The organism is Mesorhizobium sp. J8, assembly GCF_016591715.1.
Taxonomy (GTDB): Bacteria; Pseudomonadota; Alphaproteobacteria; order Rhizobiales; family Rhizobiaceae; genus Mesorhizobium.
The window spans coordinates 4723909-4747667 of the sequence record NZ_AP024109.1 but is presented as its reverse complement, the minus strand read 5'-3'; the positions used below and the strand labels follow the sequence as shown (position 1 = coordinate 4747667).

Sequence of the window (23759 nt, the reverse complement as noted above, 5' to 3'; positions counted from 1 at the left end):
CGAAACGAGACATGAAATGAACAAGGCCCTCGAAGGCGTCCGCATCCTCGACTTCAGCCATCTGCTGCAGGGGCCGTTCGCCACGCAGTTGCTCGGCGACATGGGCGCCGACGTCATCAAGATCGAGCGCGCGGGCGCCGGCGACATGTTCCGCGGCATGACCTTCTTCGCCAAATGGGTGGGCGGCTCCGAGAGCCCGAACTTCCTCGCCTGGAACCGCAACAAGCGCTCGATCGCGCTCAACCTGAAGAGCCGCAAGGTGCATGCCATCATCATGGAGATGGCCCGAACTGCCGACGTGGTGGTGCAGAATTTCCGTCCCGGCGTGCTGGCCAAGCTCGGCTACGGCTACGAGGATTTCAAGGCCGTCAATCCGCGCATCATCTACTGCTCCGGTTCCGGCTATGGCGAGGAGGGGCCTTACGTCGAGCGTCCGGGGCAGGACATGCTCATCCAAGGGCTGGCCGGGCTGATCGCCAATACGGGCCGCGGCGACCAGGCACCGGTTCCCGCCGGCGCCGGCCTCGCCGACCAGATCGGCGCCATGAACATGGTCTACGGCATCCTGTCGGCGCTCTATTATCGCGAGAAGACCGGCAAGGGTCAGAAGATCGAGGTCAATCTGCTGGCCGGGCTGCTGGCGCATCTCAACCAGGAATATGTCGCCGTGCTCAATCTCGGCGAGGATTTCGTGCGGCCCAATTCCGGCATCGGCCATCCCGGCATGCAGGCGCCGTTCGGTATCTACGAGACGAAGGACGGCGGCTACGTGTCGATCGCCATGAGCCCGTTCAAGACGCTTTACGAGGTTCTGGAAGCGCCGCAGCTCGCCGCCTATGACGATTTGAAAACCTTGTTCGACAAGCGCGACGAGGTGTTCGAGAAGGTCAATGCCGAGACCAGGAAATTCGCCACGCAGGATCTGCTGGCGCGGCTTCTCAAAGCCGACATCTGGTGCGCGGAGGTGAAGGACATCCGCCGCGCGGCGGAGGATCCGCAGGTCACGCATATGGGCATGATCACCAGCTACGAGCATCCGCGCGGCGGCAAGGTGAGGGTGGTGGCGCCCGCCGTCAAGATGAGCGAGACGCCCGCGACCATCGAGCGGCCGGCGCCGCTGGTCGGTCAGCATGGCCGCGAAATCCTGGCCGAGTTCGGCCTGTCGAAGGACGAGATCGCAGCGCTCGAGGCGTCCGGCGACATGACCGTGGACGCCGCCTGATGATGGGCGCCTACGAGACACTCACGGTCGAGATCCAAGGTCGCGTCGCGGTGGTCACCTTCCGGCGCGCCGATCAGCTCAACGCCATGAACCGGCAGATGCAAGGCGAGATCACGGAGGCGTTCGAGGCGCTGTCGGGCGACGAAAATGTCGGTGCGATCGTGGTGACCGGCGAGGGGCGCGGCTTCATGGCCGGCGCCGACATCAAGGAATATGCCGCGCAGACCTCGGCCGAGTTCGACACGTTCCAGGCCGCCGGCACGCGCATGTACGCGGCGATCGAGGACAACCGAAAGCCGGTGATTGCGGCGGTCAACGGCTTCGCGCTGGGCGGCGGCATGGAGCTGGTGCTGTGCTGCGACATCGTGATCGCCAACCAGTATGCCAAGCTCGGCCTGCCCGAGATCAAGCTCGGACTGATCCCCGGCGGTGGCGGCACGCAGCGCAGCGTCGCCAAGCTCGGGCGCAACCGCGCCAATCTTCTGCTGATGACCGGCGCCATCGTGCCGGCGTCCGAATTCGTCGATGCCGGCCTGGTCAACGAGATCGTCGATGTCGAAAGGCTGATGCCGCGCGCACTCGAACTGGCCGCGATGATCGCCGCCGAGCCAGCCGCCGCGATCGAAGGCCTGAAGGCCCTGACGGCGCATGCCGTGTCGGGCGGTCTGGCGGATGGCCTCGCCATGGAGCGCAACATACTGGGCGGCCTTTATCGCAGCGAGACCGGCCAACGGCGCGTCAAGGAGTTCGCCGAGAGGAGCGCGGTGAAGAAGGCCGGCTCATGAGGGACGACGACTATCGTGGCCTCGGCTGGGCGCATGGCGCGCTGACCGTGCAGCGGCTCGGCGCGATGCTCGCGCCGGTCACGTTTGTGCTTTCCGACGGCCGGCAGGTCTCGCCGATGCATGTCGCACCCTGGGCAAACGAACCGGAATCGGAAGCGCTACCGGGCATTCTGCGCAAGCTGCGCGGCGAATGGCCCTGCGTGCCCTTCGGCTATTCGGTGCCTGCCGAAGGATGGCCCGAGAGCTGGGCGCGCGTCATGCGGCCGCCGGCTCCGGACGAGGAAGTCCACGGCCACAGCTCCAATCATGACTGGGCCTGGCGCGCCAGTGGGAGCGGATCGCTGTCGCTGGCGCTTGCCTATCCCAACGCAAGCCCGGTCGAGCGTGTCGAACGGACGATAAGGCCCGATCCGTCGGCGCCGGCAATCGACATTGAGTTCCGGATATTCGTCCGCCGCGCCTGCCGCCTGCCGATCGGTCTGCACCCGGTGTTCCGGCTGCCGTTCGAGACGGGCGCCGCCACACTCGAGCTTGATGGCTTCGACGAAGGCCGCACCTATCCACACGATGTCGAACCCGGCGGTTCACTGTTTGCCGGGAACAAGACCTTCTTCGAGCTGATATCGGTGCCGGCGCGCACCGGGGGCACGATCGACGCCTCCCGTTTGCCCCTGGCTGCGGCCACGGAGGAGTTGCTGCAGATCGAGGGCGTCGACGGTACCGCGGCGCTCGTCAACCATGAGGACGGATACCGGGTGCAGCTATCCTGGCAGAAGGAGCATTTCCCGAGCCTCCTGCTCTGGTATTCCAATCGCGGACGCAAGGCGGCGCCCTGGAACGGGCGTCATGTCGCGATCGGCATCGAGCCGATCTGCTCGCCTTTCGGGCTCGGCCCGGCGACCGCGCTCGCCGACAATCCGATCGCGCAATCCGGCATCGCGACGGCGCTGGAATTCTCGCCCGGGAAACCGTTCGTGACCCGCTACCGCATCGAGGCATCGGCGCTGTGACAGATCACAGGTCAGTTTCCCTGGTCAAGCCGAACCGGCCCCGCTTCACCGATATCGAGGGGCTGGCGGCGATGGTCCGCGACGGCGACGCTTTCGGCGTCGGCGGTCACCACTTCGCCCGGCTGCCGATCGCGTTGCTGCGCGCGATCGCCGGGTCCGGCGTGAAAGATTTGCGCTATGTCTCGTGGGCCGGCGGCCTGCCGCTCGAACTGCTGCTCGGGGCGGGCGCGGTGGCGGAAATCGAGCTGTGCTTTTCCAGCCTGGATATCCTCGGGCTGCCGCCGAGGTTTCGCGCGGCGGCGGAGAACGGCACGATCCCTGTCCGTGATTGGACGGCACTGGCCATGATCCAGGCGCTGCGGGCAGCGCAGCAGAACCTGCCGTCGATGCCGTTCCAGCTTCCTGAAGGATCGGACATGCTGGCGCGCATGCCGACTGCGGCCGCCAGGCCCGATCCGCTGGCCGGGACCGATACGGGGTTCGTCCCGCCGCTCAGGCTCGACACCTTCATCGTCCACGCCCAGCGCGCCGACGAAAGCGGCAATGTCGAGATCATCGGACCGCGGGCGCTGGACTTCGCGATGGCGGGCGCGGCGCGGAAAGTGCTGGTCACGGTCGAGGAGATCGTGCCGGTCGGCGCGTTGCGGCGGGACGGCCGCCAGAGCGTGCTTACCCGCAACCAGGTTTCGGCGATAGCGCTGGCACCGGGTGGCGCCTACCCGGCCTCATGCCTGCCGTTCTACGTCACGGATTATCAGGCATTGTCGGAGGCGTTCGCGACGAAGGACGCGGCGTTGTGGGACAAGCTAAGCCTGCCTTCGGGCGGCCTGCCGGAACGGCTCAAGAAGGCGGCCAAAGTCAGCGCCGGGACCGTCCTCGCGATGCCTGCATTGGTGCAGGGCGAGCGGGAAGCATCCGTCGACGAAATCATTGCCGCGCGGATCGCCCTCGAGCTCGACAATGAGAGCTTCGCCAGCGCCGGCGCGGTCTCGCCGCTCGCCAACGTCGCCTACCGGCTGGCCAAGGCGGCGCACGCGCCGGACATGATCATCGCGACGATGAGCTGCGGCCATCTCGACATCGCGCCGAGCCCGATGGTGCTGTCGCTGATCGAAAGCCTCGATTGCGAGACGGCGGTCGCGCATGCCGGCGGCGACGACACCTATTCGACCTATTACCAGGCGGGCGCGGTGACGCATGAGATCGTCGGCGCGGCGCAGGTCGACCGGCACGGCCGGGTCAACACCATCGCGTTGCGCAAGCCGAGCGGCGGGTTGATCCGGCTGCCGGGGCAGGGCGGCATGGCCGATGTCGCCAACATGCATCGCGACTACCTGCTTTACATACCACGTCACTCGGTCCAGTCCCTGGTAAACGAGGTCGAGACGGTCAGCTCGGCGCGCGGTCTGCTGACGCCGGCCGAACGTAAGCCGATGGGCTATAGGACAGGCAAGGCGCTGGTCTTCACCGACCTCTGCGTCCTCCGCCTCGTCGAGGCATCACGGGAATTGATCGTCATCGAAACCATGCCCGGCGTCACCCGGCAGCAGATCCGTGACGCCACCGGGTTCGAAGTGACATTCGGCGCCGATTGCCGCGAGGTGCCGGTGCCCTCCAGCGATACGCTTGCCTTGTTGCGTAACCGCATCGATCCGCTTGGCTTGCGGCGTCTGGAATTCGTCAGCGCCAAGGAGCGTGGCGCGCTCATCGCCGAGATCCTCGCGGCCGACCGCGCCATGGTCGAGCGCTGCGTCGCCGCGCAGAGATTACCTGCCGCAAGCTGAGGAGCGTTCCATGGCAAAGCCGTTGCTCGATATGTCCGCCGCCCGGATCTTCTTCGACGGCATCTTCAGCAATCCGCGCGTCGCGCATCCCGAGGGCGTGGCTGTCCATCGCGACGGATCGATCTGGTGCGGCACCGAGACCGGCGACCTCTTGAGGCTTTCCGCCGATGGCGGTTCGGTCGAGCGCATGGGCTGTACCGACGGCTTTCTTCTCGGCATTGCCTTCGACGGCGCCGGCAATTGCTTTGCCTGCGATCTCAAGCATGCCGCGATCTTCCGCTGGGATGCCGCGACGGGTCATATGGAGCGCTTCGCTTCGTCCGGCATCCGCGTGCCGAACTATCCGGTCATCGACGAGGCGCGAGGCCGGCTCTACGTGTCTGACAGTGTGGGCGAGGAAAAACGTTCGGGCATCTTCCGCTACGATCTGCGGACGGGTGAGGGCGGCCTGTGGTGCCGGGAAGCGATGTCCTTCGCCAATGGCATGGCCATGGCGCCGGACGCCAACGGGCTCTATGTGGTTGAGAGCGACGCGCCCTGCATCAGCTATGTGCCGATCCTCACCGATGGTACGGCGGGACGCCGGCAGGTCGTCGTCGAAGACGTGCGCAATGTCCCGGACGGGCTCGCCTTCGCTTCCGACGGCTCGCTGCTCATCTCATGCTACGAGCCGAGCCGCATCTATCGCTGGCGAAAGGACAGCGGCCTCGAAGTGCTGATCGAGGATCCGGCGGCGACGACGCTGGCGCATCCCACCAACATCGCCTTCAAGGGCGACAAGCTCTACACCGCGAACCTTGGCCGCTGGCACATCACCGAGATCGATCTGGCCGGGATTCCGGGCTTGAGCGGCGCCTGATCGGCAAGAGACACAAGGCGATACCGCCAAGGAAGAGAAATCCTTCGGGCCGTTACCGGTGGGCAGGCTCGGCGCGCGTGTCAGGTCGGATTTCGGCGCCGATCCGCCGGAAAATGAAGCTTTCATTTCCCTCCGACGCGGCCTCCGCCTGCGCAGCGTCGGTCAGTATCGCCATTCGATTGTGGATCGGCGACTTGACGCAGGCCGGATCCGTTGCGGTGGCATCGCCGGCAATCGCCATCGCCTGACACCTGCAGCCGCCCCAATCGATCTCGCGGCGCTCGCAGCTTCGGCACGGCTCGTGCATCCAGTCGGTGCCGCGGAAGACGTTGAAGGCCGGTGAATCGGTCCAGATTTCGGCGAGCCTGCGGTCTCCGAAGCGCTCGAAGCGGAGCGAGGGAATCGTCTGGGCGGCATGGCACGGCAATATGGTGCCGTCGGGAGCGACCATGAAGGCGTCGCGCGCCCAGCCGCCCATGCACGGCTTGGGATAGATGGCGAAATAATCCGGCGTGACGAAATCGATGGTCATGATGCCGACGAGCCTTTCGCGCGCCGCCGCGACGATGTCCGCCTGGCGGTTGACCGCTGCCAGGTCGGGCATCAGCCTGTCGCGGTTGGCGAGCGCCCAACCGGCATACTGGACGTTCGCGATCTCGAGCCGCTCGGCATCCAAGGAGAGGGCGAGATCGATGAATTCCGGCACTTCCTCGATGTTGTGCCGATGGACCGGCGCATTGATGGTGAGGGGAAGCCCGGCCGCGCGGGCGCGGCGCGCCGTCTCCAGCTTCTTCTCATGGCTGCCCCGGTGGTTGCCGATACGGTCGGTGGTTGCCGGACGGGCGCCCTGGAAGCTCAGTTGCAGGTGGTCGAGCCCGGCTTCGGCAAAGGCCTCGATGCGGCCCTCGGCAATGCCGACACCGGCGGTGATGAGGTTGGTGTAGACACCGCGCGCCGAGAGCCCGGCGATCAATTGCTCGAGGTCGCGGCGCAGCGTCGGCTCGCCGCCGGAAAGATGCACCTGCAGGACACCGAGATCGGCGGCCTGCGAGAAGAGATCGAGCCAGGTCTGCGTGTCGAGCTCGCGGTTGGCCTTCAGCAGTTCGACCGGGTTGGAGCAATAGGGGCACTGCAGCGGGCAGCGATGCGTCAGTTCCGCCAGCATGCCGATGGGGGGCAGGAGGGGCTCGCTCATAGCTTCACCAAGAGCTTGTCTGACCATTCCTGCAGGAAGGCGACGACGTCGGCCGCCACGTCCTGCGGATCAGCGTCGTAGTCGGCAGCAAGATCGGCAATGATGCGCTCGACGCTGGACTGGCCGTCACAGCGGCGCAGTATGTCGAGGCTGATCTCGTTCGGCCAGAACACCTTCTCCGGCGAAAGCACGGCGAAGGCCTGCCGCACGGGATCATACTGGATGCGCACATGCCTGGGCAGCGATGGCACCGATCGCGACGACACGATGGCTCTTTCGCGCAGCGCCGTCATCATAAGGCCGCCTCCGGGCAGAAGGCTCCGGGCGGTATGTTTCCGGGGGTGCCATAGGCATGCTGGAGCGCATCGAGCATGGCCCAGAGGATATCGCATTTGAACACCAGGGCATCGATCGCCCGCTGCTGGCGTTCGGCCGTGTCGGCATGGGCCAGCACATAGGCGAGGGCGAAATCGGCGTCACGCTTCGCCTGCTCCGGCCGCTGCGTGAAATAGGCCAGCGTGTCCTCGGTGATGTAATCGTATTTCGCCAGCATCGCCGGTACCCGCTCGCCGATGATCCGTGGCGAGAACATCTCGGTCAGCGACGATGCGACCGCTTCCAGCAGCGTCCGATTCGTGCAGAAGGAAAGATAGGCGCCGACGGCGAAACGAGTCGCCGGCAGCGCCAGCCTTTCGCTCTTGACGGCTTCGGCATCGAGCCCGAGCGAGGTCGCCAGATGCAGCCAGCGGGCGATGCCGCCGCTCCAGCCGTCCTCGCCGTCATGGTCCTCGATGCGCTTGCGCCAGGCGGCGCGGAACGCCGGGTCTTCGGCACGTGCGAGGATCATGGCGTCCTTGCGTGGAATGACGGCCTGGTAGCAATAGCGGTTCAGCGCCCAGGCCTGCATCTCGGCCTTCGACAGCGCACCGCCGGTCATCCTGTGATGGAAAGGATGGCGGTTGTGATAGCGCTCGTCGCCGACCCGCCGCAGCACGGCCTCGAGATCGCGCTTCGACAATCCGTCTCGGGCCACGTCGTGGAAATCGCTCAAAATTCCATCTCCATGCCATCGCTGGCGACTTCCCATCCAGCCGCCTTGACCGCCGCGTGCTCGGCGGAATTCTCGTCCAGAACAGGATTGGTGTTGTTGATATGGATGAAGATACGGCGACCGATCTTCACATCGGCGAGGCCGGCGATCGAACCTGCTTGTCCCGACATCGCGATGTGCCCCATGCGCGCGCCGGTTTTATGGCCGACGCCGGCCGCGATCATCTCGCCGTCCGTGTAGACGGTGCCGTCGAACAGAAGGCAGGCGGCGCCGGCCAGGCGCGTGCGCAGCGCGGCATCGATGCGCGCGCAGCCCGGTATGTAGAAGACCGCGCCGCCGGAGCCGGCGATGCGGATCCCGACGGTGTCGCCGGCATCGGAACTGAAATCGGCATCCGGATGGTCTTTGTCCTCCAGATAGAGCGCAACCTTGCCCGGCACCGGAAAGCTCTCGATCACGACGCCGGTCTCCCGGCCCGCCGCATCGCGGATCGTCATCTCCTCCGTCGGCGCCAGCAGGCGCCGGGGTACGATCGCCGGATCGAGAACATTGAAGATCGAGTTGGCCTCCAGTGTCGCCAGCACCTGCGCGCTCGCATAGATCGCGAATGGCTGTCTTTCACGCAGGCTGAGCAGGCCCGCGACATGGTCCACGTCGGCATTGGTCAGCACCACCGCGCGGATCGGCGTCGAGCGCCGCGGTGCGTCGGACGCGGGCTGCAGTTCGGGCGCTTGCGCAATCTGCTGGCGGATGTCGGGCGACGCGTTGAAGAGAACCCAACCTGTCCCGTCCGCCGATACTGCGATGGACGATTGGGTTCGTGGACGCATGCCGGGCACGCCGGCGCGGGCCGCGCGGCTCAGGCGGTAGTTGCAGTTCCACTGCGGAAAGCCGCCTCCCGCCGCCGATCCGACGATCTTCACGCGCATGGCAAATGCCCGCTCCGCGGCCCATCCGACCGGCTTGTCGGCGGCAGAGAGTTTCGTATCCGTGTTTTGCGCTGCAATGCCCTCACATGCGGCGGGGTGCATGCCCCTGCTGCCAGGGACATGCACCCTTGCGGCCTACTTCCTGGGAGGAATTTCGGCAGGCAGATACCGCGAAATTTCGAAGCCCGCAGCAACCTGGCACATAGTCGGTTTCTTCCAGCTCTTCTTCATCGCATTCTCCTCTTCTGCCAGCCCGAGGGGGCCGGTCATGTCGTTGGCGCCATTGCGGGCGGGTGCAATGGCTCGTCCATCACTTCACAAATGGACAAATGAAACACCGGGTCCTCAAACAACTAAAAGAAACTGTCCGTATCGAAGATCGGTTCCTTACCTCCATCGCCTCTGCTGCTTCCGCTCCATCGCGCTCACCCCGGCGTCGCCGTGATCGGGTTGTCATGTTCGTCGATCAGCGGCACGTTGTAGTCGAGCAGGAGCTTGTTGATCTCCGCCTGGTTCTCGCGGATCACCTTGTTGAGGGTACGCTTCCATTCCTGGTCGGATGGGCGCACTCCCATGGTGATGCGGTAGGACATGCGCGAACCTGTCTTTTCCTTGACCAGCGGGACGATCGCGACATTCGCGTCGAGCTGCTTGGCATAGTAACCGGCCATCGGTCCCCACAGGATCGCCGCGTCGATCTTGCCGGCGAGCATGTCCTTGATCATGACCTCTCCCATCGACGGGGTGACGCGCGTGTCGACGGCCAGCGGGTAGATCTTTGCCGTCCGCAAGAGCTTGTTGGCGGCCATGTTGGCGGTCGGCGGCGTGCGTTCGACGACGCCGATCCGCTTGCCGGCGAGTTTCGGATCCTCGATCGTCTCGACACCTTCGAGGCCGTCGCCCTTGGGATGCACAAGCACATAGGAGGAGCGATAATAGGCGTTGGTGTTCTGCACCAGCTCGTCGCCCTGGGCATAGCCCATGATGACGTCGCATCGGTTGGCGGCAAGCGTGTTGCGCACGAAGCCGATCACGGTCGGAAACCAGGTGTAGGCGACCGACTTCCGTCCTGTCTTCCTGGCGACCAACTCGGCCAGCTTGTTTTCGAATCCCTGGCCGTTCTGGTCGGTGAAAGGCATGTTCGAAGGATCGGCGCAGACGCGCAGAATGTCGGGGTCGACCAGTTCGCCCGCGGCGCCAAGACCGGCGCCTTGCGCCCAGGCGGCCGATGGCAGCAAGGCGAGCGCGCCGAGCAGAGGCAGAACGAAACGCGGCTTCGATGCAACCCGGCCGGTCACGTCATCCTCCCATGCAGGATTTTTCGGCATCCTTGGCCGCCTGGGGTTTGTCCTCGTGCTTGGGCGGCCTGCCGCGCGGCGCGGCGCCGTCGGCGCGGGCGCGCAGATAGACGTAGAGGTCATCCAGATAGCAGTAGACGTTCTTGTTGTCGCCAAAGGCAGGCATGACATTCTCCTTGCCGTTGGCGGTGTTCTTGCGGCCCTGGGCGACGATCGAGAGGAATGTGGGGTAGTCGATCGTTTTAAGGCTGTTCGCCAGGGCCGGGGCATAGGTCGAACCCATCCCGTCCTGCCCGTGGCAGACATGGCAGTCCGAGTGGTAGCGGCGATAGCCGCTGAACGTGTACCAATCCACGGTTCCGTTCTCGATCTTGTAGGTTGGATTTCCATCCGCATCCAAATATTTGCCGCCCTCGTCCTTGACCGCCTTGGCTTTGTCGGCGCTGTCTTCGGCCTGCGCCGAAATCGAGCCGGCCAAGGGCAGAAGGGTCAGGGCGAGAACGGAAACTGCGATGCGGATGAACATTCAGACACTTCCTTGTTTTGCCAAAGGACGAGGGGTTGCCGTCGCGAGCGGGCGTTGACGGTGTTCGGGTGTGCTTCAGATCGAGAGCCCGGCCGTTGCCTGGGGATGATCCGGGCTCTCGATCTTTCTGCCTTCGGTCTTAAGGTTTTTCCGGGAGATCAATCCGGAAGACCGAAGACGGTGAGCTGGCCGCCCAGCGTCGTGTAGTCGGCAAGCGCCGCGTAGCCACCGACCGCTCCGAGACCGGCGGTTCCGACGACCGCGGCCTGATCGCCCTGCGCGCGGCCCTGATCGACGGCGCCGTGCCAGGCAGCGGCGTTGTCGGGTGACAGCAGTCCGCCGGCGAGGCCGATGCCTGCCCAGCCGCCGACACCGGACAGAACGGCGATATATTGCTTGCCGTTGTGCTCGAAGGGCGTGACGTTGCCGATGATGCCGGATGGGGTCTTGAACTTGTAGAGTTCCTTGCCGTGCTCATCGACCGCCTTGATGTAGCCTTCGAGCGTCCCGTAGAAGATGACGTCGCCGGCGGTCGCCAGCGCGCCCGACCACACCGAGAACTGCTCGGGCTTCGACCAGACGATCTCACCCTTGGCGGCATCCCAGGCAATGAAGTTGCCCATGTTGCCGTCGCCGCCGGGCGCCGGATACATCGATACGGTGGCGCCCACATAAGGCTGGCCGGCGGTGTAGCTCACCTTGTACGGCTCATAGTCCATGCAGACGTGGTTGGTCGGCACATAGAATAGCCCGGTCTTCGGCGAGTAGGTGGCCGGCTGCTGGTCCTTGGTTCCAAGCGCTGCCGGGCAGATACCCGTCGAGTTTGTGTCTTCGCCGTTCTGCTGCGTGGAATATTTGGCCACGACCTGCGGGCGGCCGTATTCCTTGCTGTTGGGGTCCATATTGACTTCGGTCGCCCAATTCACCGCCGGATCGTACTTCTTGGCGACGAGAAGCTCGCCGGTGGCGCGATCCATGGTGTAGGCGAAGCCGTTACGGTCGAAATGCACCAGCACGTCGTGCTTCTTGCCTTTGACCTCCATGCCGTCGACGAGGATCATCTCGTTGATGCCGTCATAGTCCCATTCGTCATGCGGGGTCATCTGATAGACCCACTTGGCCACGCCGGTGTCGGCATCGCGGGCGAAGATGGTCATCGACCAGCGATTGTCGCCGGGACGTTGGACGGGATTCCAGGTCGAGGGATTGCCGGTGCCGTAATAGACGAGGTTCAGCTTGGGATCATAGGAATACCATCCCCATGTCGTGCCGCCGCCTGTCTTCCACTGCTCGCCTTCCCAGGTGTTCGTGCCGGAGTCCTTCCCCACCGGCTTGCCGAGCTGCGTCGTCTTCTCGGGATCGAGCAGCGTGTCCGCGTCCGGACCTTCCGAATAAGCCTTCCAGGCGAGCTTGCCGTCCTTCAGATCGTAGGCGGCCAGCCAGCCGCGGACGCCGAACTCCGCGCCGGAGACGCCGACGAGGACCTTGTCCTTGACGACCACGGGCGCCGAGGTGCCGGATTCGCCCTTTCCGCCGTCGGTGTTCTCGCCGTTCTTGACCGACCACACGACCTTTCCGGTCTTGGCATCGAGCGCCACGACCGTAGTGTCGGCCTGGTTGAGGATGACCAGCGCCGGGCGGTCGCCATCGGCAGGCGCATAGGCAACGCCGCGATTGACCGTGTCGCAGCACATGATCGGAATGACGTTGGTGTCCTGCTTGGGCTCGTACTTCCACAGGATCTTTCCATCCTTGTTGAGATCGAGCGCATAGACGGTGTTCGGGAACGGGGCGTGAACATACATCACGTCGCCGATGATCAGCGGCCCGCCCTCATGGCCGCGCAGCACGCCGGTCGAGAAGGTCCACTTGACCTGCAGGTTCTTCACATTGTCCTTGGTGATTTGCTTCAGTGTGGAGTAACGGGTGTTGGCGTAATCACCCGTCTGCATCACCCAGTCTTTCGGGTTTTCGGCCATCTTCGCGAGTTCTTCGTTGGCGGACGCTGTATAGAGCGCGCCCAACGACAGTAGCGCAGTGGTAGTTGCGATGTAGGTAGCTTGCGTAAGTGCGCGCATCAAATTCCTCCCGAGTTGACAACAAGAAATCGTATTCAAGCTCGCAAGAGCTTGTCCAAGCGATTCATCCTGGGAAGTATTTCCGGCAGCTGTCACGACCTAAGCTGCAAATAGCAGAGGAACGTTTCTGCCCTCTACCAAGTCAGCCTAGCCTGCACCCGCCCGGTTGGCCTACGAAAGACACCCGCCGCTCCCTTGTTACGGCGAAGTCCTTGAAGCCGGAAACAGGGTAAGGCTATGTCATTGCAAAAAGTCAGGCAAGGAAAAAGCCCTGTTGGGATTGTGCATCGCAACATACATTTGATGCGGCGCAATATAAAATTGGCAGATAAAAGATATTGGAAACTTCAAGCCATGTGCCAGTGCAAAGTTTGTTAGTCATATATATAGAATCCTATATTTGTGCATTTATGATTGTAATAACTTTGAATTATGTTTTTGAATATTATTTCGTCTTTTATCGCTGGATTTTTTTGGCGTTTCATATTGATCTGGGGGTAAAAGGTACTCGTGAAGGTTGGTTCTGAGGTGGGCCGTGAAGCTGCCTTGGAGCGCTGCTGTCCGTGGGCAAAGCATTCCTCCTTTGGTCCTATACCGGGGCGGTGGGAGCTTGACCGGGCTTGCGGCGTGCCGCCAACTGGGCACGATGGTGCCGCCTCGGTGCGGCGCGGGCGGGCAATAGGAGGAATTTCCAATGGTCAGATATGCTGGATTTTCGATCCTGACGCTTCTCTTCTCGTCGGCAACGGTCTTTGCAAACCCTGCTGGCGCCGCAGGAGATTATCCAACCGCGACGATCGTCGACTACGTGCTCGGCTGCATGCGCACAAACGGCCAGACACGCCAAGCGCTGGAGAGTTGTTCATGCTCGATCGATGTCATCGCCTCGATCCTGCCTTACGACCATTATGAGAGGGCCGAGACCTTCAAGAGCATGTCTCTGACAACGGGCGAGAATGCAGGTCTGTTCCGCGAAAGCGCGCCGGCGAAAGCCGCGCGAACGGAGCTGAAGCAGGCGCAGGCGGAAGCGGACGTTCGTTGCTTCTAGAGAGGTTCGCCGTCACACGGAAGCGGTTTCCAGGCGGTCAGGTCACGCCCGGAAATTTCTGATGGAAGGATCGCAAAAGGTCGTTCGCCGCCTCGGGGCTGCGGTGCTGCCTGGGCAGTCCTATGTCAAAAACGCCGAGCACGTGCGAGGGCCGCGGCGCAAGCACGATGATGCGATCCGAAAGCGCCAGGGCTTCGGTCAGGTTGTGCGTCACCATCAGGGCTGTCGTGGGCCGGGCCGACCAGACATCAAGAAGCAGGCGCCGGAGCTGCCCGGCGGTCCGTTCGTCGAGCGAGACGAACGGCTCGTCGAGGAACAGCACCGCAGGTTCGATCGCGAAGGCCCGTGCAAGGGCTACTCTTCTTGCAAGGCCGAGCGATAGCTCGGACGGATAGAGGGAGCGCATGCCGGTGAGGCCGAGCGTGTCTAACAGCGCGTCGAGATTTTTCATGCGCAGACTTTTCGGCAGCGCAAGCCTGACATTCTCTTCCACCGTTCGCCAGGGCAGCAGGGTGGGTTCCTGGAACACGGCGGCTATGCGGTTCGAGCCACCTCCGGGCAACTGGAAAGAACCGGAGAATTGTCTGTCGAGCCCGAGCAGAATGCGCAGCGTCGTGGTCTTGCCGCAGCCCGATGGCCCGAGCAGGCAGACGAATTCGCCTTGCCGGACCTCGAAGGAAAGGTTCTTGAGCGCTGTGACCGAGACGCCGTGCGCGGATCTGAAGGTCTTCTCGGCGATGTCGACCCTAAGCGGGGCGGCGGCGCCAACGGGTTGCATGTCGTTCAACGGGCTGCACCAGAAGTAGTTCGATCACCAGCATCACCGCCACGAATGCCAGCGTGTAGGCAAGAATGGCGGCGACGTCGAAAAGCTGGAAATAGAGATGGATCTGGAAGCCAACGCCATTGGAGCGGCCGAGCAGTTCCACCACCAGGACGATCTTCCAGATGAGAGCGATGCCGGAGCGCGAGGCCGCCGCCAGATAAGGCTGCAGTTGCGGCAGCAGGATGTGGCGAAGGCGGTCAAGCGGACCGAAGCGGTAGACCGCCGCCATTTCGGCGTAACGGGGGTCCAGCGCCCTAGCGCCTTCGCGCATTGTCACCACGACATTCGGGATCTTGTTAACGGCAACCGCGCCGATCGCCGCCGCCTCGTTGAGGCCGAACCAGATATAGGCCAGCACGATGATCACCAGCGCGGGAATATTGAGGAACAGGATGACCCAGGGGTTGAAGAACCGGTCCGCGCGGCGGTAGCTGCCGAGGAGGATGCCGATTACCGATCCGACGATCATCGCGACGAGGTATGCGGCCGCGACTCGGCCGAAGGTCGCGCCGAGGTGGTAGAAAAGGTCGCCGCTCGCCGCCTCTCTCAGCAATACCTGCCAGACCTGTCCCGGTCCCGGAAAGGCGCGGCTCGGCCAGGCATTCGCCGCCAGGCTCCACAGCAGTCCGAGCCCGAGCAGGGAGATCGTCACCGTCAGCGCGGGCATCAGCATTGCCGCCGAGACGGAACCTTTGGAAATGCCGGCCGCTTCGCCAAGCGTGTGCCCGCCGCCATCTTTTACCGTCATTGCGGCGGCTCCCGCCAGAATGTGCCAGGGGCCATCTCCGGCGCGCTGCCGACCAGCTTTTCGCCGCCGATTGCGGCCAGCACCCGATAGAGCTTGCCGGCATCGGCCGCTTCCTCGGCGACCGGCCGCCTGGGGATACCCTCGCGGTAGCGGTCGCGCAGCTTTGCCAACTCCTTGCCGTCCGCGCGGATGACCGGCGCGAGGCGCAGCCACTCTTCGTCGGACCTTGCCAGCAGATCCTTGGCCTGCGCGGAAGCCTTGAGGAAGCCGCGGGCGGCCCGCGGGTTCTCGTTCGCCCATTTGTCGTGGAATACATAGCCAAGCGCGGATACCGGGCCCGAGGCGCCGAGCGCTATCTGCGCGCCGTCGGCGCCGATCAGCCGGCGAAAGCCGCCGGCCTCGAGCCGGGCGCAGAAATGCCAGAAGTTGAGCGCCGCATCGAGTTCGCCCTGGATGGCCTTTTGCGAAATTAGCGGCGGCGCGCCAAACACGACGTCGGTCACCGCCGGCAGGTCGAGGCCGTGATCGCGCCTGGCCAGCGCCTGTATCAGCAGCCAGCTCTTGTCGAGCGCCCCGCCGGCGACGCCGATCTTCTTTCCCTTGAGGTCGGCGATCGTGCGGATCGGCGATGCGTCCTCCACCATGATCGCGCCGACGGAAGTCGAATAGGGGGCCAATGTCACGTCGCCGCCCTCCGAACGCTGGCGCGACACCCACAGCCAATCGGTCACGATGATGTCGATCGCGCCTGCCAGCATCGCCACGTTGGTCGCATCCTCGCCGGCGAAATTGACGACGTCCAAATCGATCCCGTTGGCCGCGTCGAAACTATGTTGCTTCAGCGTATCAAGCTCCCAGCTTACCGTGCCGAACTTCAGCACGCCGATGCGGACCTTGGACGCGGCGGCGGCAATGGACTGTGCGCCGAGAACCGCCGCCGTTCCAAGAGCCGCCAAACGAAGCGTTTCCCGCCGCGAAATCATCATGCGTTCTCCCGGGGTTGGAACAAACCAGCGGCGCCGGTCAGATCGCCCGGTCCTTCGTCGGGAAAGCGCATTTCCAACGCCTGACCTTCAAGGCCGGGTGTTCCTGCGACCATTTCGCGATTTCGCTGGGCGCCAGCATCATGCATTGGAACAGGGAGCCGCGGCTTTCAAAATAGAGATGCTCGTCCCGGCAAGCGCCGGGATTGGCACTCAGGCAAACCGTCAAGATGAGGTCGACCATGTTCATTCAGCACCTCTCGCGCGCGACGACGCCCGCTCCAGCGAAATGCCGCCTACCCCATTGCCTGGGCAAATCTCAGCCTGGATCGAGCCAGCCTGACCGATGTCCCGAGGTGCCCTTGGAAATCCAACAACGATCCGAGGCTACGCGCTCGTCCCGGGACCGTCAACAAAGGCGAAAGTACAGGATCGACTCGGTCGAATGCCGGAGACTGGACCTTCGTACGATTGACTTCCGCCTGCCTCCGGTTAGCTTTTTGCGGGCGCCGGGCATTTGACGATTAATGAGGAATTGCCATGCGCGTTATCGCATTTTTCGCCGCCATTTTCCTGGTTACTTTCATCACGGACGAATCCTATGCGCAGGACGCGGCGGCCGGTGAGAAGGTCTTCACCAAATGCAAGGTCTGCCACGTCGCGGACAAGGACCAGAACAAGGTCGGTCCGTCGTTGAACGGCGTCATCGGCCGCACGGCCGGCACGCATCCGGGTTTCAGCTATTCCCAGGCCATGGTCGCGGCTGGAAAGTCCGGCGTCAAATGGGACGAACCGACGCTGACGACCTATCTCCACGATCCAAAGGCCATGGTTAAGGGCACGAAGATGGCGTTTGTCGGCCTCAAGGACGACAAGGACGTGGCCAACGTCATCGCCTATCTCAAGCAGTTCTCAAAGTAGGGCAGTTCTCAAAGCAGGGGCAATTCTCAAAGCAGGGCAGTTCTCAAGTCGAGGCAGCTCTCGAAGTGACGGCTTCGCCGGTGGTTCGCTTTTTCGATCGGCTAGTTTAGGCGACTGGCTGGGTAATCGACACCGCCTGTCAGGCCGCGGCTTGCAGCCTCTGCATGGCGGAGGGCAGATCGAGCAGGCTGTCGCAGACAAGATCCGCGTCCAGCTCTTCTACGGGCACATGGGTGTAGCCACCGCGCAGCAGAGCGATCGGCATGCTGGCCGCGCGCGCCGCGCCGACATCGCTGATGCTGTCTCCAACCATCAGCGCTTCGTGCGGTTCGACCTGAAGTCTCCGCCCGCACGATCGCAGCGGAAACGGGAACCGGCCGGCTCGTCATCCTCGACGTGGCCGGCATGCCGATCCGCCGTCAATGGTTTTCGGTGATGCGAACCGATCACGTGATGTCGCCGGCCATGGCGACCTTCAACGATTTCCTGATGCGCAAAGGTGCGACTTACCTGCCCCTACTCGGCAAGCTGTATCCACGCGCCGAAGCGGATGAAGCAGCACGGACGCAACAGGCGAGGGCACCCGGAACGCGGCGCGGGTGAAGCACCTTACATATCCGCCGTCGAGGTCGTGCGAAAAGGTCCGGAAGGGGGTGGACAACCGGGTCGCCGCAGATGGTGACTCCCAAGCTCGCATGTTATGCTGCGACGCGGGAAGGGCAGGGGCAGTCGCTTCACACTCGCGGTAAGACGGAAGGGCAGCCAAACCCTGCAGGCAAATCGCCTTGCGTCCCGGCGTGGGGTTCGGGATTTCGAAGGGGAAGGGGCAATGCTTTATACAATCGTGATGATGGTCTGCATGTCAGCCGTGCCGCAGACATGCGAGCAACGCGAGGAAATGGCGGACGGCTTAGCCATGAATCCCGGAGTGGCCTTCATGCAGGCGCAGCCGCTGGTCGCGCATTGGCTGGAGACGCATCCCGGCTACTTCGTGCAGCGCTGGCGCGTGCTGCCCGGCCGCAGCAGCTGACGGGACGCGTTTTTCGAGACCGGTGTGCGTTTGGGGGGCCATGCGTTATTTCTTCGCCGCAAGCGTCTCCGAGACGGTCTTGGCCAGCTGGTAAAGCCGCTGCTCGATGATGTTCGGCACGTCGCAGACGTAAGTCAGCGATTGCGCGCGCTCGGTGAAGATCCGCGTCGCGAAATTCAACTGGTCGGTCCGGCGCTCGACCTCGTCGGGATCCGCGCCGGGCTTTGCGCGCAACGCATCGACATCGGACGCTTGCTTGCGCAAGTCGGCGGCCATTTCGAGCTGCCTGTGGGCATAGCGAGCGATGCCGGCAATCACGTGCGAGCGCTCGGCGTCCATGTGGTCGAACATGCCCTGCACGACCATCGCCATTTTCGGCGCAAGCTGCTCGGCCGGCAGGGACGCCGCGAAATCCCTGATCTTCTTCTGGGCGTCGGCGAGCGGCAGCCGCCGTGCCGCGACGTCCTCGACAAGGGCGGAGACCGACGCGTCGTCTGACCAGTCCTTGGCCGACGGCGGAAGGTCTGGCCCGTTCCAGACCTGGCCGAGCGACAATTGCGGCACCTTGCGCTGGACGCATGGCCAGTCCGGATCGGCGGTCGCCGCGCCGGCGTTTGTTGCCGGCGCGAACAGGCCAACCATAACCACGCTGACAGCAAAGGCTGTTCTCGCCATCAGGCATTTCCTCCCGTGTCCTGCTTGCGGGTCATCAGCCCGCGCGAGGGGTCGTAGGCGATGATGGCTCCGGCCAGAAACAGCAGCGTGCATCCGGCGACCACGCCCAGCGACACCCAATCGACCTGCCCGTAAAAGGCAAAACGGATCAGCTCGACGGCATAGGTGAACGGATTGACGAGACAGATCTTGTAGAGGAGAGGGCTGGCTTCCTGGATGCGCCACAACGGATACAGGGCGGGTGAGGCGAAATAGCCGGGAAAGATGACGAAGTTCATGATGCCGGCGAAGTTTTCGAGCTGCTTGATCATCGAGGACAAAAGCATTCCGAGGGCGCAAAGCATCATGCCCGACAAGAACAGCGCCGGCAGCACGAACAGGTAGCCGAGGGGCGGCGCCTTGACGCCCCAGAACCACGCCACGATCAGGAACGCATAGACCTGGGCGATCGATACGGCGACGCCGGCGAGCATCTTCGACACCAACAGGAACCAGCGCGGAAACGGGCTGACGAGCAGGATGCGCATATTGCCCATCTCGCGGTCGTAGACCATCGACAGCGAGGACTGCATGCCGGAGAACAAAAGGATCATGCCGCACAGGCCGGGCGTGATGTAGACCTCGTAGAGCACGTAGGTCTTGTAGGGTGGGATGATCGAGACGCCGAGCACCTGGCGAAAGCCGGCGGCGAAGATGAACAGCCAGACGAGCGGCCTGACCAGCGAGGAGACGAAGCGCTCGCGTTGATGCAGGAAACGCAGGCACTCGCGCAGGACGACGCCCTTGAGGCAGATGAGATAGTGACGGAGGCCGAATGCGCCGGACCGCACCGGTGTGATGGAGGCGACCTTCTGCGGCATCGCGGACGTGCTCATGGCGAAATCCCTGCAATGCCGGCCGTCTCGGCCCGGTTGAGCTTCGAGAAGGCGTCGCGGATCGAATCGGCGCCGCTGGCATGGATGAGATCGGAGACCGTGCCGCTGGCGACGAGGTTTCCCTGCCGCAGCACGACGGCATGGTCGCCGTCGTCGACCTCGTCGATCAGGTGCGTGGCCCACAAAACGCCGATGCCTTCGGTGTCGACGAGCCGGCGGATGGTGGCGAGGATGCCGGCGCGCGACTGGATGTCGAGGCCGACCGTCGCCTCGTCGAGCAGCAGCAGGGCGGGGCGGTGCAGCAGCGCCCTGGCGATTTCGATCCGTCGCATCTGGCCGCCGGAGAGGGAGCGGGCCTTGTCATGGTCACGGCCCTGCATATCGACCGTTTCGAGCAGGGTGGCGATGCGCTGCCGGGCCTCACGTCCACCGATACCGTGCAGCGAGGCGTGGTAGGAAAGGTTCTGGTGCACGCTGAGGTCAAGGTCGAGGGTGCGTGCCTGGAACACGATGCCGACGCATCTGAGCGCTTCGCCGGAAGCGCGGCGGATGTCATGGCCGAAGATGCGGATCGATCCGTGGCGCGTGTCGTAAAGACGGCTGATCAGCGAAAACAAGGTTGTCTTGCCGGCGCCGTTGAGGCCGAGCAGGACGGTGAAAGTCGCCGGCGCGATCGAGAAGGATACGTTGTTCAGCGCCCGTTTGGGACCGTAGGAATGGCTGACGCCGGCGACGTCGAGCGCCGCCACCTCATTTCCCGAACCGCCTGTCCGCAGATGCCGCACGCCGATCACCCTGTCCTCATGTGTGCGCCGGTTTCATTCGCCCGCTCTCGTTTGCCAGGTCTCATTTGCCAGCTCTCATTTGATCGTGATCTTTCCCTTGAGACCCTTGTCGGCAAGATCGGGGACGGACCAGCTGTACTCGCCGGGGCGCACGGTGTGGAACTGAACCAATATGGTTCCCGCGTCGTCGAATTCGAGCCAGGCCGGCGCGCCGGCCATGTGCACTTCGAGATCGTTTATCACGATCTGGTCGATCCAGACGTTTCGCCAGAGATCGGTCATGAATTTGTATTCGAAGCCGCCGTGAGACGTGATCTTCCAGCGATAGCCCTGGCCGGCGATCAGCTCGAAATCCGTCCGGTTGACGTCGTAGCTGGATTGGTCCGAGCCCAGGACCAGCTCAGGGAGGGTCTTGCTGGATCGCGTCACCTTCGGCGCATCGTCGGCGCTGGCCCTGAGCGGAGCAACCGTCAGTCCGGCCAGAACGGCGACGGCAATCGTTCGGTTGATCGTCATGGAATGAACCTCCCGATCTGCTTGGGACATCGCTAGTTGGGCGATATGGCCACGCCCCACGGCTGCTGGCCGACGGTGAGCGACTGGACCGGTTCATCGGTCGCCGTATCGATGAAGGTGATGTCGTTCGAATTGCCGTTCGTGGTGATCAGCGTCTTCTGGTCCGGGGTGAAGGCCAGGTGCCAGACGCGCTGGCCGACGAGGATGTATTTCTCCACTTCATAGGTTTCGGTGTTGACCACCGCGACATGGTTCGCCGGACCGAGCGCGACATAGGCCTTCTTGCCGTCTACGGTTATGGCAATGCCCACAGGTTGGATGGTTTCAGCCCGCAATCCATTGATCGCGAACTGGATTTTCTTCACCACCTGGCGCTTGGCGTTGTCGATGACGCTGACCGTGCCGCCGACCTCGGCGCTGACCCAGACCTGGGAGCCATCGGGCTTGAATTCGGCGAAGCGGGGGCGCGTATCGACGAGCACGTTGTCGGTCACCTCATGGCTTTGGGTGTCGATGAAATGCGCCATGCTGGTGGTTTCGGAGGTGTTGACCATGGTCTTGCCGTCAGGGCTGACGCCCATGCCTTCCGGCTCGACGCCGACCGGGATCTCCGAAAGCACCGCCTTGCTCGCGACATCGACGACGGTGACCAGATTGTCGTCCTCGTTGGCGATATAAAGCGTCTTGCCGTCGGGCGAGAGCACGAACAATTCGGGATCCGGTCCCGAGGGCAGATCGCCAACGACCTCAAGGCTCGACGTATCGATGATCTGCACCGTGTCGTCGTCGCTGGCGCACAGATAGACGAACTTGCCGTCGGGCGAAATCGTGATGCCGCGCGGCCTCTGCCCGACATCGACGGTCTTGATCACCTTCATCGTCGCCGTGTCGACGACGGTCATGGTGTTGTCCTTCTCGTTGGAGACATAGGCCGTATAGGCCGATGCCGGACCGACCATGAGGCCGGTCGCGAGAATGGCGAGTGCACAAGCTCGTCCTTGCACCGAAACTCCTCCCGATTGCTTGCTACTTAAGGGCGCATTTGGTCTCCGGTTGGTCGACGCCGAGCGTGTCGAGCTCGGAAACCTGGTGGAGATAGCCCTCCTGCGGCGAGGTCGAGACGACCGACTTGGCGTCGCTGAGCAGGATCGGCTGGCGCAACTGCAGGTTCCATTTGCGGAAGGTCAGCTTCTGGCCCTTGAAGGCGGCGACCGAGAAATCGTCCGAGCGGATGTAGTCGCTGATCTTTTTCGGATCGTCGCCATTGGTCCGCGTGGTGGCTTCGCCGACGGCCCGCACGGCCGTCCAGGCCGACATGTCCTTGGACAACATCTGCCGGCCCGTCGTCCTCAGGAAGCGGCTCTGCATCTGGATGCCGCCCCACTGTTCGCTCGAGGGATGCCATGACGAGGCGACAAGTCCGGCCGTGCCCGCGACCGGCCGCGGCGTCCAGGTGCGGTAGGGCACATAGGTGCCGAATACCTCGCTCTCGTCGGCGACCAGCACCACGTCGTGCTCCGGCAGGTCCTGCGTGAATACGGAAATCTGCTGCTGGATCTGCGTGGCGCCCGTGTCGGTGCGCCTGGCGGTGCCGTTGTCCTTGAACTCCTTCTCCGCCACGATCTGGCCGCCGAAACGGGCGGCCGCGCGGCGCAGCGCATCGGCGTAGAGATGGTCCTGCTCATGCGAGCCGTAGAGCAGCACCCAGTTCGGCCATTTCTTCACCATGAGGTACTGCGCCAGCGCGTCCGCCAGCATGCTGCGCGTCGGCGCGATGTGGAAGACGTTTATGCGGCAGTCCTCCTCGCGCAGGCTGTCGTCGGTGGCGCCGATGTTGAAGATCAGCACGCCCTTGTCGCGGGCAATGTCGGCAATGGACAGCAACTGCTTGGCCGAGAGGTCGGCGACCACATAGCGGTCGCCCTTGGCGATCAGGCCGTCGAATGCCTGGACCGCGTCGGAGTCGGGCTTCATTTCGGTGATGTCGAGGCTGAACTTCTGGCCGAGGAACGCTCCCGTCGTGTTGTTGTCGCCGATCGCCACCTTGGCGCCGGCAACACCCTCGTCCCTCGGCGGCTGGTCGAGCAAGGAAAGCGTCAGTTGCGGCGCATATGCCCGCAAATAGCCTATCTTGATTTCTGTGATCTTCTTCTCAGGCTTGGCCGTTGCAGCCGGCTGCTTGCTCGCTTCCTCGGCTGCCACACCGCAAAAACTGGCGGTTAGGAAAAGAAAGCACAAAAAGGACCTGAGAGTGCTCGGCACCGCGCTTGCCATCGACAACATTACCCACTCTCGCGTCGCGTCCAATCGTGCCGGACCAGCGCCAAGCCAAGGTGCCCCGCGGAAAACTTAGCGGACGTGTTGGATTTATCAAACCCCGTGGGCCGACCTGTCGCTTCTGCTTTAGTCCTACTTGCCAGCAGCAGGAGACTGGCGATCAAGCGGATTACGACATGCCGAAAACTGTGCGGAAATTCCCGGTCGATCCCTCGATATCAGCCAATACATCTATCCGGGTGGTGAGGGGTGGGGGGACCTTGGTAGAATAGACTTATGAGGGAGACCGTTCGATTATTGCGACCTCACTGCGGCTTGGAAACGGTATTTTTGTTGCC

At 63.5% G+C, this 23759-nt stretch carries 27 protein-coding genes; 9 read left to right on the top strand and 18 right to left on the bottom strand.

The window, feature by feature from the left end; genetic code table 11:
• Positions 1–16: 16 nt before the first annotated feature.
• The 5 genes from MJ8_RS22720 to MJ8_RS22700 are packed head-to-tail and all read left to right on the top strand — an operon-like array spanning position 17 to position 5660.
• Positions 17–1222, top strand: a complete 1206-nt coding sequence (locus tag MJ8_RS22720) for a CaiB/BaiF CoA transferase family protein (protein ID WP_140756038.1) — start codon at positions 17–19, stop codon at positions 1220–1222.
• The gene (locus MJ8_RS22715) at positions 1222–2007 is read left to right on the top strand and encodes an enoyl-CoA hydratase/isomerase family protein (protein ID WP_225247997.1); all 786 of its coding nucleotides are present in this window, start codon (positions 1222–1224) and stop codon (positions 2005–2007) included. The genes MJ8_RS22720 and MJ8_RS22715 overlap by 1 nt, the downstream gene beginning before the upstream one ends.
• The gene (locus MJ8_RS22710) at positions 2004–3017 is read left to right on the top strand and encodes a hypothetical protein (RefSeq protein ID WP_201410951.1); all 1014 of its coding nucleotides are present in this window, start codon (positions 2004–2006) and stop codon (positions 3015–3017) included. Before MJ8_RS22715 ends, MJ8_RS22710 begins: the two co-directional genes overlap by 4 nt.
• Complete coding sequence (locus MJ8_RS22705; protein ID WP_201410950.1) at positions 3014–4801, top strand: CoA-transferase; 1788 nt, start codon at positions 3014–3016, stop codon at positions 4799–4801. The genes MJ8_RS22710 and MJ8_RS22705 overlap by 4 nt, the downstream gene beginning before the upstream one ends.
• A 10-nt stretch (positions 4802–4811) precedes the next feature.
• Complete coding sequence (locus MJ8_RS22700; protein ID WP_201410949.1) at positions 4812–5660, top strand: SMP-30/gluconolactonase/LRE family protein; 849 nt, start codon at positions 4812–4814, stop codon at positions 5658–5660.
• Positions 5661–5712: 52 nt separating this feature from the next.
• Here MJ8_RS22700 and pqqE read toward each other — a convergent pair whose 3' ends face one another.
• The 7 genes from pqqE to MJ8_RS22665 form a co-directional block, all read right to left on the bottom strand.
• Positions 5713–6855 carry a pyrroloquinoline quinone biosynthesis protein PqqE gene (gene pqqE / locus MJ8_RS22695; RefSeq protein WP_201410948.1) on the bottom strand — a complete coding sequence of 381 codons (1143 nt, stop codon included), beginning with the start codon at positions 6853–6855 and terminating at the stop codon, positions 5713–5715.
• Positions 6852–7151: a pyrroloquinoline quinone biosynthesis peptide chaperone PqqD gene (pqqD, locus tag MJ8_RS22690; RefSeq protein ID WP_225247996.1), complete on the bottom strand. Its 300-nt coding sequence runs from the start codon at positions 7149–7151 to the stop codon at positions 6852–6854. The genes pqqE and pqqD overlap by 4 nt, the downstream gene beginning before the upstream one ends.
• The gene (pqqC, locus tag MJ8_RS22685; protein ID WP_201410947.1) at positions 7148–7906 is read right to left on the bottom strand and encodes a pyrroloquinoline-quinone synthase PqqC; all 759 of its coding nucleotides are present in this window, start codon (positions 7904–7906) and stop codon (positions 7148–7150) included. The genes pqqD and pqqC overlap by 4 nt, the downstream gene beginning before the upstream one ends.
• Entirely contained in the window at positions 7903–8835 is a 933-nt protein-coding gene (pqqB, locus tag MJ8_RS22680) for a pyrroloquinoline quinone biosynthesis protein PqqB (RefSeq protein ID WP_201415540.1), read from the bottom strand. The genes pqqC and pqqB overlap by 4 nt, the downstream gene beginning before the upstream one ends.
• A gap of 425 nt (positions 8836–9260) precedes the next feature.
• Positions 9261–10163: a substrate-binding domain-containing protein gene (locus MJ8_RS22675; RefSeq protein ID WP_201410946.1), complete on the bottom strand. Its 903-nt coding sequence runs from the start codon at positions 10161–10163 to the stop codon at positions 9261–9263.
• Complete coding sequence (locus MJ8_RS22670) at positions 10135–10659, bottom strand: c-type cytochrome, methanol metabolism-related (protein ID WP_201410945.1); 525 nt, start codon at positions 10657–10659, stop codon at positions 10135–10137. The genes MJ8_RS22675 and MJ8_RS22670 overlap by 29 nt, the downstream gene beginning before the upstream one ends.
• Before the next feature lie 158 nt (positions 10660–10817).
• Positions 10818–12737 carry a methanol/ethanol family PQQ-dependent dehydrogenase gene (locus MJ8_RS22665; protein ID WP_201410944.1) on the bottom strand — a complete coding sequence of 640 codons (1920 nt, stop codon included), beginning with the start codon at positions 12735–12737 and terminating at the stop codon, positions 10818–10820.
• Positions 12738–13431: 694 nt separating this feature from the next.
• Here MJ8_RS22665 and MJ8_RS22660 point away from each other — a divergent pair.
• Positions 13432–13785 (top strand): hypothetical protein, encoded by a 354-nt coding sequence (locus tag MJ8_RS22660; protein WP_201410943.1) that lies wholly within the window; start codon positions 13432–13434, stop codon positions 13783–13785.
• A 37-nt stretch (positions 13786–13822) separates the two neighbouring features.
• Here the strand turns inward: MJ8_RS22660 and MJ8_RS22655 are convergent, their stop codons facing one another.
• The 4 genes from MJ8_RS22655 to MJ8_RS22640 all read right to left on the bottom strand — a co-directional run bounded on the left by MJ8_RS22655 (position 13823) and on the right by MJ8_RS22640 (position 16592).
• Positions 13823–14563 carry an ABC transporter ATP-binding protein gene (locus tag MJ8_RS22655; protein WP_201410942.1) on the bottom strand — a complete coding sequence of 247 codons (741 nt, stop codon included), beginning with the start codon at positions 14561–14563 and terminating at the stop codon, positions 13823–13825.
• Positions 14532–15284: an ABC transporter permease gene (locus MJ8_RS22650; protein WP_225248322.1), complete on the bottom strand. Its 753-nt coding sequence runs from the start codon at positions 15282–15284 to the stop codon at positions 14532–14534. Before MJ8_RS22650 ends, MJ8_RS22655 begins: the two co-directional genes overlap by 32 nt.
• A gap of 71 nt (positions 15285–15355) precedes the next feature.
• A complete protein-coding gene (locus MJ8_RS22645; protein ID WP_201410941.1) occupies positions 15356–16345 on the bottom strand; it encodes an ABC transporter substrate-binding protein in 990 nt (329 codons plus the stop codon).
• Positions 16346–16382: 37 nt separating this feature from the next.
• Positions 16383–16592 (bottom strand): hypothetical protein, encoded by a 210-nt coding sequence (locus tag MJ8_RS22640; RefSeq protein ID WP_201410940.1) that lies wholly within the window; start codon positions 16590–16592, stop codon positions 16383–16385.
• Between the two features lie 290 nt (positions 16593–16882).
• Between MJ8_RS22640 and MJ8_RS22635 the strand changes: the two genes are divergently transcribed.
• Positions 16883–17263: a c-type cytochrome gene (locus tag MJ8_RS22635; protein ID WP_201410939.1), complete on the top strand. Its 381-nt coding sequence runs from the start codon at positions 16883–16885 to the stop codon at positions 17261–17263.
• Between the two features lie 139 nt (positions 17264–17402).
• On the opposite strand, the gene MJ8_RS22630 is transcribed toward MJ8_RS22635, so the two are convergent.
• Positions 17403–17579: an HAD hydrolase-like protein gene (locus MJ8_RS22630; RefSeq protein ID WP_263649707.1), complete on the bottom strand. Its 177-nt coding sequence runs from the start codon at positions 17577–17579 to the stop codon at positions 17403–17405.
• A gap of 89 nt (positions 17580–17668) precedes the next feature.
• Here MJ8_RS22630 and MJ8_RS22625 point away from each other — a divergent pair, with 89 nt between their 5' ends.
• Positions 17669–17866: a hypothetical protein gene (locus MJ8_RS22625; RefSeq protein WP_225247995.1), complete on the top strand. Its 198-nt coding sequence runs from the start codon at positions 17669–17671 to the stop codon at positions 17864–17866.
• A gap of 226 nt (positions 17867–18092) precedes the next feature.
• Positions 18093–18293, top strand: coding sequence for a hypothetical protein (locus MJ8_RS22620; RefSeq protein ID WP_140755991.1), 201 nt, complete (start codon positions 18093–18095; stop codon positions 18291–18293).
• Positions 18294–18338: 45 nt separating this feature from the next.
• Here MJ8_RS22620 and MJ8_RS22615 read toward each other — a convergent pair whose 3' ends face one another.
• The 6 genes from MJ8_RS22615 to MJ8_RS22590 form a co-directional block, all read right to left on the bottom strand.
• A complete protein-coding gene (locus MJ8_RS22615; RefSeq protein WP_201410938.1) occupies positions 18339–18968 on the bottom strand; it encodes a hypothetical protein in 630 nt (209 codons plus the stop codon).
• Positions 18968–19828 carry an ABC transporter permease gene (locus MJ8_RS22610; protein ID WP_201415537.1) on the bottom strand — a complete coding sequence of 287 codons (861 nt, stop codon included), beginning with the start codon at positions 19826–19828 and terminating at the stop codon, positions 18968–18970. Before MJ8_RS22610 ends, MJ8_RS22615 begins: the two co-directional genes overlap by 1 nt.
• 11 nt (positions 19829–19839) lie before the next feature.
• Positions 19840–20592, bottom strand: coding sequence for an ATP-binding cassette domain-containing protein (locus tag MJ8_RS22605; protein ID WP_225247994.1), 753 nt, complete (start codon positions 20590–20592; stop codon positions 19840–19842).
• Positions 20593–20703: 111 nt separating this feature from the next.
• Positions 20704–21144, bottom strand: a complete 441-nt coding sequence (locus tag MJ8_RS22600; protein WP_201410936.1) for a hypothetical protein — start codon at positions 21142–21144, stop codon at positions 20704–20706.
• Positions 21145–21176: 32 nt separating this feature from the next.
• Positions 21177–22103 carry a YVTN family beta-propeller repeat protein gene (locus MJ8_RS22595; protein ID WP_201415536.1) on the bottom strand — a complete coding sequence of 309 codons (927 nt, stop codon included), beginning with the start codon at positions 22101–22103 and terminating at the stop codon, positions 21177–21179.
• A gap of 67 nt (positions 22104–22170) precedes the next feature.
• Positions 22171–23418, bottom strand: coding sequence for an ABC transporter substrate-binding protein (locus tag MJ8_RS22590; RefSeq protein ID WP_201415535.1), 1248 nt, complete (start codon positions 23416–23418; stop codon positions 22171–22173).
• Positions 23419–23759: the final 341 nt, after the last annotated feature.